General features: G+C 40.4%; 14 protein-coding genes. 6 read left to right on the top strand and 8 right to left on the bottom strand.

Annotated elements, in window-relative coordinates; all coding sequences use genetic code 11:
• Positions 1–72: 72 nt before the first annotated feature.
• Together iscB and L6494_RS13090 are read left to right on the top strand one after the other, a co-directional pair.
• The gene (gene iscB / locus L6494_RS13095) at positions 73–1,356 is read left to right on the top strand and encodes an RNA-guided endonuclease IscB (RefSeq protein ID WP_237995541.1); all 1,284 of its coding nucleotides are present in this window, start codon (positions 73–75) and stop codon (positions 1,354–1,356) included.
• A 226-nt stretch (positions 1,357–1,582) separates the two neighbouring features.
• A complete protein-coding gene (locus L6494_RS13090; protein ID WP_237995540.1) occupies positions 1,583–2,665 on the top strand; it encodes an ABC transporter ATP-binding protein in 1,083 nt (360 codons plus the stop codon).
• Positions 2,666–2,747: 82 nt separating this feature from the next.
• Here the strand turns inward: L6494_RS13090 and L6494_RS13085 are convergent, their stop codons facing one another.
• From L6494_RS13085 to L6494_RS13065, 5 genes are all read right to left on the bottom strand, one after another.
• Positions 2,748–3,818, bottom strand: a complete 1,071-nt coding sequence (locus L6494_RS13085; RefSeq protein ID WP_237995538.1) for a glycosyltransferase family 1 protein — start codon at positions 3,816–3,818, stop codon at positions 2,748–2,750.
• 610 nt (positions 3,819–4,428) lie between these two features.
• Positions 4,429–5,472, bottom strand: a complete 1,044-nt coding sequence (mtnA, locus tag L6494_RS13080; protein WP_237995537.1) for an S-methyl-5-thioribose-1-phosphate isomerase — start codon at positions 5,470–5,472, stop codon at positions 4,429–4,431.
• Positions 5,473–5,641: 169 nt separating this feature from the next.
• Positions 5,642–7,678, bottom strand: coding sequence for a cation:proton antiporter domain-containing protein (locus tag L6494_RS13075; RefSeq protein ID WP_237995534.1), 2,037 nt, complete (start codon positions 7,676–7,678; stop codon positions 5,642–5,644).
• 304 nt (positions 7,679–7,982) lie between these two features.
• Positions 7,983–9,890: a 1-deoxy-D-xylulose-5-phosphate synthase gene (dxs, locus tag L6494_RS13070; RefSeq protein WP_237995532.1), complete on the bottom strand. Its 1,908-nt coding sequence runs from the start codon at positions 9,888–9,890 to the stop codon at positions 7,983–7,985.
• A gap of 320 nt (positions 9,891–10,210) precedes the next feature.
• Entirely contained in the window at positions 10,211–10,894 is a 684-nt protein-coding gene (locus L6494_RS13065; RefSeq protein WP_237995997.1) for an S-layer homology domain-containing protein, read from the bottom strand.
• 353 nt (positions 10,895–11,247) lie between these two features.
• Here L6494_RS13065 and L6494_RS13060 point away from each other — a divergent pair, with 353 nt between their 5' ends.
• The 3 genes from L6494_RS13060 (at position 11,248) to L6494_RS13050 (ending at position 14,249) form a co-directional block, all read left to right on the top strand.
• Positions 11,248–12,453 carry a group II intron reverse transcriptase gene (locus tag L6494_RS13060; protein ID WP_442946998.1) on the top strand — a complete coding sequence of 402 codons (1,206 nt, stop codon included), beginning with the start codon at positions 11,248–11,250 and terminating at the stop codon, positions 12,451–12,453.
• Between the two features lie 130 nt (positions 12,454–12,583).
• Positions 12,584–12,949: a zinc ribbon domain-containing protein gene (locus tag L6494_RS13055; RefSeq protein ID WP_237995530.1), complete on the top strand. Its 366-nt coding sequence runs from the start codon at positions 12,584–12,586 to the stop codon at positions 12,947–12,949.
• Between the two features lie 262 nt (positions 12,950–13,211).
• Positions 13,212–14,249 carry an AI-2E family transporter gene (locus tag L6494_RS13050; RefSeq protein WP_237995528.1) on the top strand — a complete coding sequence of 346 codons (1,038 nt, stop codon included), beginning with the start codon at positions 13,212–13,214 and terminating at the stop codon, positions 14,247–14,249.
• 151 nt (positions 14,250–14,400) lie between these two features.
• On the opposite strand, the gene L6494_RS13045 is transcribed toward L6494_RS13050, so the two are convergent.
• Genes L6494_RS13045 through L6494_RS13035 form a run of 3 tightly spaced genes read right to left on the bottom strand, consistent with a single transcriptional unit; the run spans position 14,401 to position 15,260 of the window.
• Positions 14,401–14,805: a helix-turn-helix domain-containing protein gene (locus tag L6494_RS13045; protein WP_237995526.1), complete on the bottom strand. Its 405-nt coding sequence runs from the start codon at positions 14,803–14,805 to the stop codon at positions 14,401–14,403.
• On the bottom strand, positions 14,789–15,088 hold the full coding sequence (locus L6494_RS13040) for a type II toxin-antitoxin system HigB family toxin (RefSeq protein ID WP_237995524.1): 300 nt from the start codon (positions 15,086–15,088) through the stop codon (positions 14,789–14,791). The genes L6494_RS13045 and L6494_RS13040 overlap by 17 nt, the downstream gene beginning before the upstream one ends.
• A 25-nt stretch (positions 15,089–15,113) precedes the next feature.
• A complete protein-coding gene (locus L6494_RS13035) occupies positions 15,114–15,260 on the bottom strand; it encodes a hypothetical protein (RefSeq protein ID WP_237995522.1) in 147 nt (48 codons plus the stop codon).
• Positions 15,261–15,698: 438 nt separating this feature from the next.
• Between L6494_RS13035 and L6494_RS13030 the strand changes: the two genes are divergently transcribed.
• The gene (locus L6494_RS13030; protein ID WP_237995520.1) at positions 15,699–17,480 is read left to right on the top strand and encodes a DUF1565 domain-containing protein; all 1,782 of its coding nucleotides are present in this window, start codon (positions 15,699–15,701) and stop codon (positions 17,478–17,480) included.
• Positions 17,481–17,540 lie beyond the last annotated feature (60 nt).

The following is a 17,540-nucleotide window of genomic DNA, read 5'->3' as shown; positions in this document are numbered from 1 at the left end:
AAGTCAGTGCAGTTTGGATAGTACCGACCGCTAACATTGGCGAAGCTAACATTACCCGCAAGGAGGGACTTTATGTCCAAAGTTTTAGTTATTGATACCAACAAAAAAACATTAAATCCAATTCATCCTGCACAAGCTAGACAATTATTGAAAAACCAGAAAGCAGCAATATTTCGGCGTTTTCCTTTGACAATAATTCTGAAGGATGCTAGACCAGATGCGCCCGTATCTAGTCTAAGAATTAAGTTAGACCCTGGTGCTAAAACCACAGGGATTGCATTGGTTAATGATACTACTGGCGAAGTAGTTTTTGCGGCTGAATTAAAGCATAGAGGTTTTGCAATCAGAGATTCTTTAACCTCTAGAAGACAATTAAGACGTGGCAGAAGAAATCGCAAAACTCGTTACAGAAAACCAAAATTTCTTAACAGAACCCGTTCAAAAGGATGGTTAGCACCAAGTTTACAAAGTCGTGTTGAAAACATCAAAACTTGGGTTGAGAGATTACGCAAATTTGCACCAATTGCAAATATCAGTCAGGAACTAGTACGCTTTGATATGCAGTTGATGCGTAATCCTGAAATTAAAGGCAAGGAATATCAACAAGGAACATTAGCTGGTTACGAAACCAGAGAATATCTATTAGAAAAATGGGGTAGACAATGCGCTTACTGTGGTGCTAAAAAAGTTCCTTTTCAGATAGAACACATTCACCCTAAAGCCAAAGGAGGTAGTAATTCGATTACAAATCTCACATTAAGTTGCGAGAAATGCAACACAAAAAAAGGGACTAGGGATATCAAAGAGTTTCTAAAAAAAGACCCTAGCAAGTTGCAGAAAATATTGAACAAAGCTGAAAAACCATTGGCAGATGCAGCAGCAGTAAACACAACCAGATTCGCATTGTTGAACACATTAAAAGAAACTGATTTACCTATAGAAATAGGTTCAGGAGGTTTAACAAAGTTCAATCGCAATAATCAAAACTTGCCTAAAATTCATTGGTTAGATGCCGCTTGTGTTGGCGAATTAACTCCAATTCTCAGAATTAAAGGTGTCAAGCCTTTGTTAATCACTGCTAATGGTCATGGTACTAGACAGATGGCTGGTACGGATAAGTTTGGGTTTCCGAATCGCCACCGTACAAATAAACAGATTCATTATGGTTTTAGCACTGGAGATATTGTGAAAGCTGTGGTCACTAATGGTAAAAAAGTTGGCGAATATCTAGGGCGTGTTTTGTGTCGTGCCACAGGTAGTTTTGATATTGCTACCAAGATTGGAAGAATTTCTGGCATCAGTCACAAATATTGTTCAGCAATTCACAAAAAGGATGGATATTCGTATGGAGTTTAAAACTATCTTGACAGCGAATAAATTCGCCTGCGCCTTACTCCTATACATGAATGTAGGGGCTTCCACGGCACGAGGACTTTGGTGAAGGGAATAGGGGGTAGGGACTTGGGGAGGAAAAAAACCTCATAACTATTAACGAAACAAGCAGGAGTTTATTTTATTCCTAGAATCAGATAAATCAGGAAATTTTTTCAGCCGTCCCTAGTTAAAAATATCAAATTGAATCATGGCCAGAGTTCTTCTAGAAGATATTAAGCGTAAATTTAACAATGTCACTGCGATCGAGGATATTACCTTTGAAATTCCCGATGGTGAGTTTTGGGTGTTAGTCGGCCCTTCCGGTTGTGGTAAATCTACAATTTTAAGGACGATCGCAGGCTTAGAAACTGCTACATCTGGCAAACTCTTTATTGGCGATCAATTGGTGAATAGCGTCCCAGCAAGAGCGCGAGACGTGGCGATGGTGTTCCAAAACTATGCACTGTATCCCCACATGACGGTGGGTGAAAATATCGCCTTTGGCTTGAAGATGCGGAAAGTTGACCCGAAAATCATTCAAGATAGGGTAGTGAGTGTAGCGCGATCGCTATCTTTGGAACACTTATTAGACCGTAAACCCAAGCAACTGTCTGGTGGGCAACAACAACGAGTAGCATTAGGGAGAGCGATCGCCCGTGAACCCCAAGTATTTTTATTAGATGAACCCTTATCTAATTTAGATGCTCAATTGCGAGATGATACCAGGGCAGAATTAAAACAGCTACATCAACAATTAGGTGTGACAACTATTTATGTCACCCATGATCAAGTCGAAGCCATGACTTTGGCAGATAAGATTGTGGTACTTAATCGGGGAAGGATTCAACAAATTGGTGATCCTCAAACAATTTATGCTCGTCCTGCAAATCAAATGGTGGCAAGTTTTTTAGGTAGTCCACCCATGAATATTTTGCCTGCTATTTATAAAAATGGTTGTTTTGATGTGAGTGGGCAATTAATCGAAATTCCCACATTCATCCAAGATAAATTGCAGATACCCCAAGGACAAAGCATTGATTTGGGTATTCGTCCAGAACACATGACAATCAGTGAAGACTCAGGACTTTTAGTAGAAGTGAAGGTGATAGAACCTTTAGGAAGGGAAACCTTAGTACGCGCTGGTTTACCTGGTGCTACGACGTTGCTAAATATTCAATTGGGTGGTCATGTGCGTCTTCATCCAGGCGATCGCTTACATTTACAACTAGATTTAAATCAGTTGTTTGTATTTGACCCCAAGACAGGCGATAGACTTTTACCTTTAGATTAACTATGGCTCTAATAAGATTAGACTTACTATGATAATAGTAAAAGGAGCAATTAAAATCTACCATCGCTCCTTTTCCCATCAGCTATCTATAAAACAGATGGTTTAATTCTTTGGATATATACTCACCAACAACGGTTTCTGAACACTTAGTTTTCCACCAATGCAAAGATTTTTGGTGCATTCGTTCCATATATGCTTGGTTTTGAAGTAAGTTTTCTAATACTGCTTCCAGATGTTGCCAATCTTTCATTTGGATAGCAGGAGAATTCTTATAAAACCACCTTTGAGGCAAAGCTTCTGTTATGGCTATACAGCCATATTTGATAGCTTCAAAAAAGCGATATGTTTCAAATGAAGTGCCTCTAGGAGCGAGACATATTTTTGAATTCATCATCTTCTGATTATAGCTAATAGCTTCTGCACTCGCACTTGCAGTACCAAAAGATTGAGTCAATGAGATTTCTACTTTCAACTCAGGATGTTTTTTCTTAAAATTATTTAAAGCAGATAGCATATTTTCACGAGCAATAGTTTTTGGAGTTCTCAACCAAAATTGCAATGACCATATGGGATAATGAGTATGTACTACACTACCAGCAAAAAAAACATCGTAAAGACGCTCCTGCATATTTTTTATTGGCAAATCTTCTGAATTGAAGTACCCCAAAGGAATGTCGAAAATGGGCGTGATTTTTCTTTTACCCAACCTCGAATTTTTAAACTTGTGAAACTTATAATTTACCATCTCAGGTAAACGAATAGCCCAGTTTTTCAAAAATTTAATTGTTGTGACTAAGTTGAGATAGGAAGGATTCAGAAAGGGATTACATCCGAGTATTTGGTTTGTGCCATAGCATTTAAAGACTGCTCCTACCTTGTGTGTATACTTTGGGATACGACACAACTCATCTCCTAGTATGAAAACAACAACATTGTCTCCATAGGATGGGAGTTCATTGATTTCTGACATTGTTACATAGAAGGTAAGTCCTGTTTTTTGCAAATTCTTTTCTATTACCTGAAAAACTTTTCCGAAATAAGCAACAAACCCACAATTCTGTGGATTAACTTCGTAGATATCCCAGGAAATTAACTTTTCTTGGGGTTTAGTGTAAATATAGTATTTGTTGGCAACTATTTTATTGACCATCATTATTAGACCTGACCGCAATATAAATAGAACAAAAAAAGTAGTAGAAGAATAAAATGTGTATCTAATACGGTTCGGATAATACTAGATTCACCCAACCCCCTTGGGACTAAGCAAGGTGGTTTCATACGAAAAAAGAAAATATATAAGGTCTTTATTTCTCGTTTTGTGGCATGGCTTTTACCCATCTCTAAACCTCTCCCCCAAGCGAGGTTTGGAAACCCAGTTTTATTTTTTCTCTGCTTGTATGAAATCAACCGGCTAACTCCCTTGGGACTAAGGGGTATCTTCAAAAACTATGCACCTTAACCGAATTGTGTTGAATGTGTATCTACCACTCACAGCAAATTGACTTTTACAGAAATAATTTTACCATTAAATCTTCTTTGCATAGCTCTATTAGATTGATATCAGCCTAATAACAGATGCTTATTTTTACGCATATAATTTGTATTATGTCAATATATAGCTGCAACTGTAGCGTATCCTGCAAGAGTATAGGGATGAAAGGGACTTACACTAGTATTTATACCCGCCACCAACGTATTCCACCTTTAGGGTGTGGTGTTTCACCAGGGATAAATAGATCACTGTTGACTGTTAAAATAGCCACTTAAGCTACTGATTGTATTTGAGATTTCCTTAACTCACTAGGAGCAAACGCACCATTTTCTGTGATGATGGCTGTAATTAAATCGGCTGGAGTCACATCAAAAGCTGGGTTATAAAATTCCACACCAGATGGTGTCAGGATGGTATCACCAACTTGATAAATTTCCTCTGGGTTGCGTTCTTCAATGGGGATTTGACTACCATCAGATAATTCAAAATCAATGGTAGAAACAGGTGCTGCCACATAGAAAGGAATATTATGTGCCTTAGCTACAATAGCTAAACTATAAGTACCAATTTTATTGGCAGTATCACCATTAGCAGCAATACGATCTGCACCGACGACCACAGCATGAATTAAACCCTGCTGCATACAATGGGCTGTCATGTTATCAGTAATGACAGTGACGGGGATACCTTCTTGCACAGCTTCCCAAGCCGTGAGTTTTGCGCCTTGTAACCGGGGACGGGTTTCATCTGCAAACAGACGTGCTAAACGTCCCTCACGCCAAGCAGAACGCACAACCCCCAATGCTGTACCATAACCAGCCGTAGCTAAAGCCCCAGCATTACAGTGCGTTAGTAGTGTTAGCTTTTCTGGGGTTGTGGGCAATAGTTGCAAACCATGATCACCGATCGCCTGACAGGTTTGCACATCCTCAACATTAATGGCTTGGGCTGTTTGTAATAAAACTCGTTGAATATCTGTGACTGTTCCTGGGGTAGCGTAGGCAATTTTCATCATCCGACTAATTGCCCAAAATAAATTTACGGCGGTGGGACGAGTAGCCCGTAATAAATCAGCGACTTGTTCTAGTTGTGCTAAAAATTCGTGGCGATCGCTTGTCTCAATTTCCCGCGCCCCCAAATACATCCCATAGGCGGCTGCTACACCAATAGCCGGCGCACCCCGCACAATCATAGTTTTAATCGCCCGCGCCATGTCTTCGCTACGGTGAATTTCTACAACCGCATATTCATTAGGTAAACGGGTTTGGTCAATTAGTAAGACGGAATTATTTTGCCAAATAACGGGGTAAATCATAGGAAGGGGACAGGGGACAGGGGACAGGGGACAGGTGATAGGGGACAGGTGATAGGGGACAGGGGACAGGGGACAGGTGACAGGTGACAGGTGACAGGGAAAAACTCTTTCTTCCTTCTTTTCTCCTACACCCCTATACCCCTACACCCCTATACCCCTACACCCCATTCTATTGGGGAAAGTAACCGATAATCATAGCAATTTCCGGGTGATTACGAGCGATCGCTTCTGGTGCTTTGCCAAATAGTACCAATAGTTGGTTTTTGTGTTCTACTGCGCCATTTAACAGCAGTAAATCATTGCTTTTGAGTAATCGGGAAACTTGCCTCACAAAATTACCGCGCACCTGTTGAATTGGTGTGTCTGGGGGTAGTTCGATATCAGTTAACTCACTAGTTGTCTCCCTAACTGGGACGACTTGTAACAGTTGTAAAGAGGCTTTGAGTTCTGTGGCTAGACTTTTAGCCAATTGAATGCTTTGGGAGAAAGAACTAGTACGCATCTGTTGGCTGGTGAAAGCCAAAAACACTCGCTTGGTATGTTCAATTGGTAAAGGAAAGCGAGATACCAAAACGGGGACACTGCTACGCTGCACAATTTTGTCAATCACACCACCAAATAAGTTCTCTTGATAAGTAGAGTAACCTTTCCAACCGCAGATAATTACACTCGCGTGCTTTTCTTCAGCAACACGGGCGATACCTTTATCTATAGCTTCATCAATACGACCGATGGGGGTGACATTAGCAACCGCCGCATGGGCGATCATTTCGGCTGTGGATAGTAATTGGTTTTGTCTGGCTTTGGCCTCTGGGGAAATGGGGGCAGTTTCTTCTAATAATATGTGCAGAGGTAACAGAGTACCATTTGCAGATTTTGCCAGAATAATGGCTAATTTGAGGAGATTATCTTCTGTACTGGGATTAGCCACTGGGACTAAAACGCGATCGCCTATACTACTACCATCTTGAATTTTTTGGGTACTAGTTACTTCTGGCTTGAGTTTTTGCCCCCACTGATTTGTTACCCAAGGTGAAGCAATACAGGTAACTAGAATCATGGCAATTGTGCCATTAACTGTAAGTTGGTCAACTAACTGGATATTATAAGCCACAGTAATAGCAGCCAAAGTTGATGCTGCTTGAGCCACTGATAACCCAAACATCACCATAATATTGTTAAAATCCAAGCCAAATAACTTACCTGCACCCCAAGCTGGTATGTACTTAGCGACAATCGCCACCACTACCATCACACCAGATACTATCAGCGATCGCGGTTCTTTAATCAAAATGCCAGGATTAACCAACATCCCCACAGAAATCAAGAAGAACGGGACAAACAAGGTATTCCCGATAAATTGAATCCGATTCATCAAAGGACTAAGTTGGGGAATCAGTTGTGTAATAGCTACCCCTGCCAAAAAAGCCCCAATAATCGGCTCAATTTGGACTAATTCTGCTCCGTAGGATACTACAAACAAAGTAGCTAAAACAAAGGTAAATTCTGCCCCTTCATCATGGCCAAATTTCTGAAAAAACCATTGACCGATGCGAGGTACACCCCATAAAGTCAAGAAGGTGTAAATAATTAAAGCTGGAATCAAGAATAGCCAAAAGCTCAGAGTTAAATTACCTTGATGCGCTCTGACTACTACTGCTAATACCAAAAGTGCCAAAATATTGGTAATTAACGTGCCGCCAAGGGTAGTAGTTAAAACTTGAGAACGCATAATGCCCAATTTACTGGCGATGGGTAGCGCGAGTAAGGTATGGGAAGCGAAACAGGAAGCCACCAAAACCGCAGGTAATAAATCGTAGCCAATACCCATCATGGCTGCCGTTCCTAATCCCATCGGCACAAGAAAAGTAGCCAGTCCAAAGATAACCGCCTTATCAGCATTGTATTTCAGGTCATCTAAGCTAGTTTCCAAACCTGCCATAAACATAAGAAACAGCAAACCCACAGTACCCAGCAGGACAATTGTTTGATCCCGTGCCAAAAGTCCTAGTACATTAGGGCCGACTACCACACCCGCCAAAATTAAGCCGACAATACCAGGTAGCCGGATTTTCTCAAAAAGTAGGGGAGCAATCAACATAATCCCCAAAATCATCAAAAAGACGGGTACTGGGTCTTTAATTGGTGTTGATAACACTGAACCTATAGAAGCATGAGTTATACCCTGCCAGAGAATTGATTGCATAGTGGTAGGGAACTGATAGTTAGTTAAATTGACTCACATATTAGTACCATCTTCAACAGGCGATCGCATCACCAATAGAGTCAGCTTTATGGCGATCGTCTCAGCAAATTATGATTAATTAATCCCTTTCTAGATATATTGACAGTTTCCTAAAAAATTTATTTTCCATAAAAAAATAACCCCTGTCTTGAGGGGTTATTTATTAGACCTCTTGCAAAAGTCACGATTACAGCGTTCTTATTTGCGTCTTTGCGCCTTTGCGCGAAACAAAAAAATATTTATGCAAGAAATAAAAACTGATCAACTAAACAACAGCAGACACTTTTGGCTGAAAGAACGCCTCCAAAACTCTTTCGGCTATCTGACGACTAGTTAATCCTAATTCTGCCTTCGATTCATCTGGTGTAGCGTGTTCAACCAACACATCTGGAATACCAATGCGCTTCACGGGAACTACCACATCAGCATCTAGCAAGGCTTCCGCTACAGCTGAACCAAAGCCACCCATCACACAGCCTTCCTCAAGAGTGACCACGCGCCCAATCTTCTGAGCCAAAGGTACAATTAAATCTGTATCTAAAGGCTTAACAAATCGGGCATTAATCACAGTTGCTTCAATACCATGTTCACTGAGAATTTCCGCCGCCTGCATACTGGGGTAAACCATTGTGCCATAGCCAACGATCAACACATCATCGCCATTGCGGAGAATTTCACCCTTACCGATTTCCAAAGATTCCCAACCTTCTTCCATCAGGGGAACACCGTGTCCGTTACCTCTGGGGAAACGCATAGCAATAGGGCCACTGGTATGTTCAATACCAGTAACAATCATCCGTTGCAATTCTGCCTCATCTTTAGGGGCCATCAACACCATATTGGGAATACAACGCAGATAAGCAATGTCATACATACCTTGGTGGGTAGGGCCATCCGCACCCACAATACCTGCCCTGTCTAAGCAAAAGAATACTGGGAGTTTTTGGATACAGACATCGTGAATGATCTGGTCATAAGCCCGTTGTAAGAAGGTAGAGTAGATAGCAACCACAGGGCGCATACCTTCACAAGCTAATCCAGCCGCTAGGGTGACAGCGTGTTGTTCTGCAATACCGACATCAATATATTGATTGGGTAATTTGACTTGCAGTTTGTCTAAGCCTGTTCCTGTCGCCATTGCTGCCGTAATCCCAATAATTTTGGGGTTTTGTTCGGCAAGTTTGACGAGGGTGTGAGAAAAGACTTTGGCATAAGCAGGGGGTTTAGGCTTATTGGAAGGAATTGCTTTGCCCGTGGTCAAATTAAAAGGGGTTTGGGCGTGATAGCCTACTTGGTCTTTTTCAGCGATTTCATAACCTTTACCCTTAACTGTAGACACATGGACTAAAACTGGCCCAGCAATTTGATGTGCTTGTTGGAAGGTAGCAATTAATTCTTCCAAATTATGCCCATCTACTGGCCCCATGTAGGTAAAGCCCAGTTCTTCAAAAACTGCCCCTACTTTGGGAACAGCCAAACGCTTCATCCCTTCCTTGATGCGTCCTAGTTCGGGAGATAAGGATTCACCCACAAAAGGAATGTGTTTGAATTGTTCTTCAAAATTATCTTTGATGAACTGCACCGGTGGACTGAGGCGCATTTTATTCAGGTAGCGAGGAATTGCCCCCACGTTGGGAGAGATGGACATCTCATTGTCGTTGAGAACCACCAGCAGGTTAGTTTTGGGCAAATGTCCGGCGTGGTTGATGGCTTCTAAAGCCATACCGCCAGTTAAAGCACCATCACCAATGACCGCCGCTACCTTAAATTTTTCCCCAGTTAAATCTCGTGCTAAAGCCATACCCAAGGCGGCTGAGATACTAGTAGAAGCATGACCCGCGCCAAAGTGGTCAAATTGATTTTCACCACGCTTGAGATAACCGGCAATTCCGTCTTTTTGTCTGAGGGTGTGGAAGTTACTGTAACGTCCTGTGATGAGTTTGTGGGGATAAGCTTGGTGTCCTACATCCCAAGTTACTTTATCCCGATCTAAATCTAAAGTCTGGTAAAGCCCTAGTGTTAACTCTACAACACCCAAACCAGGCCCTAGATGTCCACCATATTCTGCGACTGTTTGCAGGTGCTTATCTCGAATTTGGCGGGCAATCTGTTGCAGTTGCCGAATAGATAAGCCGTGCAACTGATTGGGATGGGTGATTTCGCTCAAGTGCATATTATAGTGTTTTCCTCTTTAATCTCTAACTTTCGGTATTTTGATTTTCCCACGGTCGGGTTGCCGATAGAATTAGACTGGTACTAAGTAGCAGTCTAAAATGTATTTTTATGTAACGGGGAATTAGTCACAATACCTTCAGCATTTTTTCTTAGTATTTATGCTGAAAGCTCATACCGCAAAATTACTTTAAAGTATGTATCCAGTTACCTGCAAGGACAGTAACAAAATAGACAGTTATTAGGAAAATATCAAAAAAAGCCCACATTATGGGTGTGTCATTTTTGTGACTTGCACTTTTTTATTTTTGCTTTTGAGAACTAGAAAAATGGTGGAGTGTTGGTAACACTGGGAACTTCTGGCATTTCCGGTTGCTTTTGTTGTCTTTGCAAATATTTACTCAAAAGATAGGCCATATCCCCGCGATTCATCGGTCTTAAGGGGGATATATTGTTTTGAGCATCAGTATTAATAAACCCTTCAGTGATTACTGTGGCGATCGCTCTTCTAGCCCAACTAGGTATAGATGCTGCGTCTGGGTGTGCGGCGAGAATTTCGTTCACATAATCATCACCAAACTGAAACACACCATAAGCTTGGGCGAAAATAGCCAAGCCTTCTGCCCTTGTCACCCGTTGATTAGGGAAGAACAAATTCCCCCGATAACCTCTCATCACATCTGTTCTTAGCACTATCTGAATATCTCGATATGCCCAGTGAGAAGGGGAAACATCTGATATAGGTATTGGTTTTTCTTGTTGAGCAGCTTCTTGTCTATCTAACTTAAATGCTTTGACTAAAATCGTCGCTAATTCTGCACGACTTATCAACCTTTCTGGATAAAAGTTACCATCAGATGAATTAGTCATCAACTTAGCGGCAACTACCTGTTGAATTGCCTCTGATGTCACTCCCGCAGTAGTTTCGGTCACTTGCGCTTGCACAATTACTGGGAAGCTTTGGAGTAGTAGCACTAAAGAAAATGTACTTAGCCAAGGACGCATAGTTCTTACCACCGTAAACCTGCTTCTGTGTATGGACAACAACCGACGCATCGCGCACTGAATATGTTGACACATTTTTACTGGGTAAGGTTGCCGAAGGTCGAATACTCCTGTGTCAATTTAGTTTTGACGGTTCGTAGTCAGGACTTCAGTCCTAATTTTTCTAAGGACTAAAGTCCTGACTGCAAACTTGCTTATCCATTAATTTAACAAACTTCGCGTAATTCCCCTTCCTCAGCGTAGCCTACGGTGTACACACAAGTTATCGAATCACTATCAATCCTCTGTTTACCCCACGCTAACCCTCCCCTTGGAAATGGGAACTAGATTTTCCGGTTTCCCCTCAATCCATAGTGGGATTAGCAGATAGGGCTTACCAATGCCTTATCAAATACGCATTAGAACCAGCACACGAAGCAACCTTCCACGCATACAGCTACGGGTTCAGAGCGGGACGTTCAGCGCATGACGCTCAGAAAATCTTGTTCCTTAACCTAAGTTCAAACGCCAACGGAATAGATAAACGAGTTCTAGAACTCGATATTGAAAAATGCTTCGACCGGATAAACCACAACGCCATAATGGACAGACTCATTGCTCCTAAGAGCATAAGACAAGGAATATTCCGATGTCTCAAAGCCGGAGTCAATCCAGAATTTCCCGAACAAGGAACTCCCCAGGGTGGGGTGGTAAGTCCACTTCTAGCTAACATCGCCTTAAATGGAATTGAAGGTATTCATAGATACCACGTGGACTCTAACAGTCGAATTACCGACAAAACCTCAAAGGAAAGGATTATTGAACCAACAATCCGTTATGCGGACGACATGGTAATAATACTTAGACCTCAAGACGATGCCACAGAAATACTTGACAAAATCAGTCAGTTCCTAGCAGAGCGGGGAATGAAAGTCAGTGAGAAAAAGACAAAGCTAACCGCTGCGACAGATGGGTTTGATTTCCTCGGCTGGAATTTTAAAGTCCAGAAAAACGAGAAGTTTAAATGCGTTCCATCAGTGGACAACTACAAAGCTTTTCGCAAGAAAGTAAAATTCATCGTCAACAACTCGAATTATGGTGCTACAACAAAGGCTGAGAAATTAGCCCCGGTAGTCAGAGGTTGGAGGAATTATCACCGCTTCTGCAAGATGGACGGGACTAGAAACTCGTTATACCACATCGAAACAAGAGCATTTAGGGTATTCAATAAGGAAACTAAACAGAATCGCTACACTAGCAAGAAATTACTAGATAAGTCATTCCCAGCAGTTCCTTACTCCGAAAATAAACATATCAATGTCAAAGGCGAGAAATCACCCTACGACGGAGATTTGAGTTACTGGAGCGAGCGCAACAGCAAGCTCTATGATAACGATACCTCTAAAGCCCTCAAACGGCAAAACCATAAATGTGGTAATTGTGGTCTAAAAATGCTCAGTGATGAGAAGGTACATTTACATCATGTTGATGGAAACCACCAAAACTGGAAAACTAAAAACCTTCTTGCCATTCACGAAAGCTGCCACGATTATATTCACATGAGCAAACGCGAAAGCTAAGAACATCGGGAGCCGTGTACACGGAAACGGGTACGCACGGATCTAACTGAGAGGGGCGGGAAATAATATTCCCCCTGGACTCAACCCATAATAGTTAAAATCAGAGTGTTTAGTAATTTGAGCTTAAATTGTGGCTACTGTATCTTGTCCCCACTGTCACCAACTCATTGATAGTCAGGCTTTGACTTGTCCTTATTGTCGAACAACACTTAAAGCCTACGGACATCCCGGTATTACTCTGCACTGTGCCAATAAAAATGAATATCTGTGCAATAGTTGCACATACCATGCTGATGATACTTGCAACTTTCCCCAACGTCCCTACGCTAAAGACTGTACTCTTTACCAAAATATTTCTGAAAAGCAATCCATTTTAGAACAACAGCGTATTAATACTAGTTTGACAAACACTATTCGTAACTTGATTAAACGTCATCAGACTTTGTTACTATTACTGGGATTGCTGTTTATTTGTTTACTGATTGCTATGAATTAAGAAAATTAAATAAGACTAGTAAATGTAATCTTTTTATTACCATAACTTGATAAAGATACTTAGAACTCAGTACGCTGCTCAACGTCCCGCTACCGCTAACAGCGAGAAGTTGCAAGTAGGGTTTCCCTCCGGGCAAACTTCGGTGACTCAACACTATTTCCATGTTAGTAATTTTTTGCTTACTAGAGTTAGATGAATTTATATTGTCTTCTTGGTAAACTTTTTTTGAAAAATAAAATATGATAATATTTAATTTTTATATATGAATGAGACAAATATTACAAAAATCTGGGATCAGCTAAATAATGCCAAGCTGATCCGCTATGTATTACTTTTTGCACTGGGTTGGGGAATTGTTCAATTTTTAAGTTATTTTGCTACAGTAATTGTTGTTTTTATTTTTGCAGGTATTCTCGCATTTTTGTTGAGTTATCCAGTACGGTGGTCTGAGAGATTTTTACCACATAGTATTGCAGTTATCATAGTTTTTTTACTCAGTTTACTAATTGTTGTAGGGTTAGTAGCTACACTGGGTTTTGCAATTTTATCTCAAGGACAAGAACTAGTAAATCAAGCACCTAAATTTCTAGATTCTGCTATTAGTATATTAGATAGATTACAAATTTTCTTGACAAATTTAAATTTCCGAGTTGATTTTAAAGCTATAGAAAATGAACTCCGCAATCAGGTACTATCATTTATTGGTACTGGTTTGGTAAATATTCCAGGGTTATTATTTAATTTCATAGATTTGATTCTGATAGCAGTTGTAGCTTTCTTTATGTTGCTAGATGGTCAAAGAGTTTGGTGTTTTATTTTAAAAATTTTCCCAGAGAATATGCGGGATAAACTCACAGTAGCAATTCAACAGAACTTTTTAGGATTCTTTTGGGGACGCTTATTGTTATCTTTGTTTTTTGGAGTTTCAGTATTTATTGTATTTATTATTTTGCAATTACCTTACGCGCTATTTTTAGCAGCGATCGCAGGGGTATTTGATTTAATTCCTGGCATCGGAGCTACAATCGGAATTGCTCTGGTTTCTCTAATTGTTTTACCTCAAGGAATTTGGGTGAGTATAAAAGTATTAATTGGTTGTATTCTGCTCCAGCAAGTAGAAGAAAATTTACTCATGCCGCGAATTATGCAAGGCTCAATTAACATGAATCCAGTCTTTATGTTTTTTGCCTTATTAGTAGGAGCTAAAGTTGCAGGATTGGTGGGAGTTTTCTTATCTATTCCCTTAGCGGGAGTATTAATTAGTTTGTTTAACATTGAAGAGATGCAGGGAGGAGGTTGAAATTTTAGTACGTGGAGATAGTGCCTATTCTAGGGAAGATATCATGACATGATGACTATGACAAAGTTAAGTTCTCTCGCACTGAAGCACCCTACATTTTGGATATTTTTTTATCTGGAAGTCCCTTAATAGGCTATGTCTATGCTGTAATTCAGGGACTTGCAAATAAACTTGCTTCCACATGAAAAAAGCCTCCAAGTTTTTGCGCTAATTCTGGAGTTATCTTTTGATTGCCGTTTAAAATATTATCAACCAAATTTTCTGAATCTAAAACAGCTTGTAAATCAGCTTTGGTTTTATCAGATTGTTCTAAAAGAAATAACAGCATAGATTGAGGTATATTTGGTTGATCAGGTTGATAATATTCTTGTTCAAATTTTTCAATTAAAGTTATTAATAATTGATAGAGTTCATTCTCTTCAGGAGTGCGTTCACGGTGCATTAAATCTTCAACAATGGCTAACGCTTGTTCGTTTTCTGCTTCAGTTTTGATCAGCTTGGGAAGATACGCTGTTAATAGTTCTTTGTATTTTTCTGAATTAAAAGTAAGGGTCATTTTTCCAATTATCCTTATCGTATTCTGCGTGAGTGAGGATATATTTAATATAAATTAATTGACCTTCATAATCTATACTAACAATCAAGCGGTATTTATTGCCTTTAATATTGAAAACTGTAAAGTTACCTACAGCCTCAGCTTTAGCAAAAACTTGCTGTACTTCAACCAAGTCTGACCATTTAGCTTTACTAGCAATTTTATACCAGTTATTCAGAGCTTCCTCAGAATCAGCGTGATTTTCTCCATATTCTCTTAATAGTTTAAAACTAATAACGTGCATCTTCTTGATGACAAAAAATGAGTAATTAGATATTACTGTAAACAGCAGCAGCCGACACTGCTATATCAGGATTGTTGAGTAATCTGGCGGTAATAGCGATCGCTAAAGATGCAGCCGATACTTTTGCTCTTTCTAAAGCTGTTCGCATAGTACCTAAATCTACTGGAGACAATCCGCTAAAACCCCTCCAAACCGACCAATAGGCGTGCGTACTGCTGAAATCATATAGACTTCTTGCATACTTCTCAAATCTTCAAACAGTTAAAAATTGGAAATTTAACCCATATTTTTTCAATTGCAACTACTTTTGATTTCTACTTAATTTATAGAAATATTTTTATTAAATATCAACCTGATGCAGGTGATTTTCATTTGCGTATTTGGCTGGCTGTTTGTAGAGATGGTCATTGGTGTAGTTCAAATTATCGTACAACAATTGATAATTTAACTGCTATTTCCAGTCGCCAATCGCCAGTCTTACAGCCATTCATCTGATAATTTTCTGGAATATGCTGTCGAAATTTGGTAGTCAATGTTGCAAATGTTAGCGATCGCTAGCTATTTTCACAGTTAGCGTTAGTATGGCTATGTATTTTTCTACAGTATAAATATGACTCAAAATCTTTACGTAAATCCAGCTATAGGCAGCGACACCAATCCCGGTAGCCAAGCAGCCCCCTTCAAAACGATTACCCAAGCCCTAAAAGTCGCTTCACCCAATACCACTATTCAACTAGCTGGTGGGAATTACAAAGCCGATAACGGTGAAATTTTCCCCCTAGCGATTCCCTTTAGTGTCAAAGTTATCGGTAATGAAGCCAACAAAGGCAATAATATTTTCATAGAAGGTAGTGGAAACTACCTCAGCCGGACTTTTGCTCGTCAAAACGTTACCTTTGTGATGTTGGATGGTGCGGAACTAAGAGGCGTGACGGTGACTAATCCCGATAGTCGTGGTAGTGGTGTCTGGGCGGAATCAACTACCCCCACTGTTGCTAATTGCACCTTTATTAATTGCAAGCGCGAGGGTGTATTTGCTACAGGTGATGCTAACCCAGTAATTATTGGGAATGTTTTTACCGAGAATGCAGCCAACGGAATTGCGATCGCTAAAAATTCTCAAGGTAAACTTCAAGGTAATGTCTGCTTTAAAACAGGTTTTGGCATTGCCATTAGTGACACTGCATCACCCACACTTATAGATAATAAAATTTACGAAAACCGTTCTGGGATAATCGCCTCTGGTAATTCCCGTCCCATATTGCGTAATAATCTTATTGAAAACAATACAGATGATGGTTTGACTGTTATTGCTAATGCCCTACCTGATCTTGGTAATACCAATACCCCAGGCGGTAACATTCTACGCAATAATGCTAAATTTGATGTACAAAATGTTAGTGCCAATAAGTTAGTATCTGTCGGTAATCAAATAGATAAAACTAAGGTTGCAGGGAATATAGAGTTTGTAGATATTCAAGTTACAGCACCGACACCAACTCCAACACCAACGCCGACACCAACTCCAATTCCAACTCCAACTCCAACTCCAATAGCAACACCAACGCCAACTCCAATACCAACGCCTATCCCCGTACCTATACCAATACCAACCCCCGAACCTGAACTTGAACCTGAACCAATAGTAACTCCAACACCAACGCCAATACCAACGCCAATACCAACACCAACGCCAACACCAACGCCAATACCAACTCCAATACCAACACCAATTCCAACTCCAACGCCAACGCCAATTCCAACTCCAATACCAACTCCAACGCCGACACCAACTCCAATTCCAAGCCCTATAAACTTAAAAGATATTGGTAATCATTGGGCTGCACCATTTATTCAGGAATTAGTCAAACAGGGAATAGTTAGCGGTTTTCCAGATGGGACATTTAAACCTGATGCTACAATGACACGCGGACAATATGCAGCCTTATTAGTTAAAGCTTTTAACCCAGCACCAAATCGGGCTGTCATCAGATTTCAAGATGTACCTGAAAACTTCTGGGCATTTAAGGTGATTGTACAGGCATATCAAGGTCTATTCCTTTCTGGTTATCCCGATGGAACATTCAAACCCAATCAGAATATTCAGCGTGTGCAAGTTATAGTTTCCTTGGTCAATGGGCTAGGATTAGGTTTACCTACTAATGTTGCCAACGCCATTAAAGTTTTTGATGATAATGCCAAAATTCCTGATTATGGTAAAAATCAGGTAGCCAAAGCCATAGACAAAAAAATTATCGTTAATTACCCCAATATCAAACTACTCAATCCTACCCGCGATGCTACACGCGGCGAGGTAGTAGCGATAGTGTATCAAGCTTTAGTCGATGCTCGTCGTGTACCGGCAATTAATTCACCTTACATCGTTAGTTAGGGAATTGGGGAGTGGGGAGACAAGGTAGACAAGGGAGAATGACTGTTATAGCGGTTCTTG

Source organism: Nostoc sp. UHCC 0870, assembly GCF_022063185.1.
Lineage (GTDB): Bacteria > Cyanobacteriota > Cyanobacteriia > Cyanobacteriales > Nostocaceae > Trichormus.
This window is presented reverse-complemented; position numbering and strand designations above follow the sequence as displayed.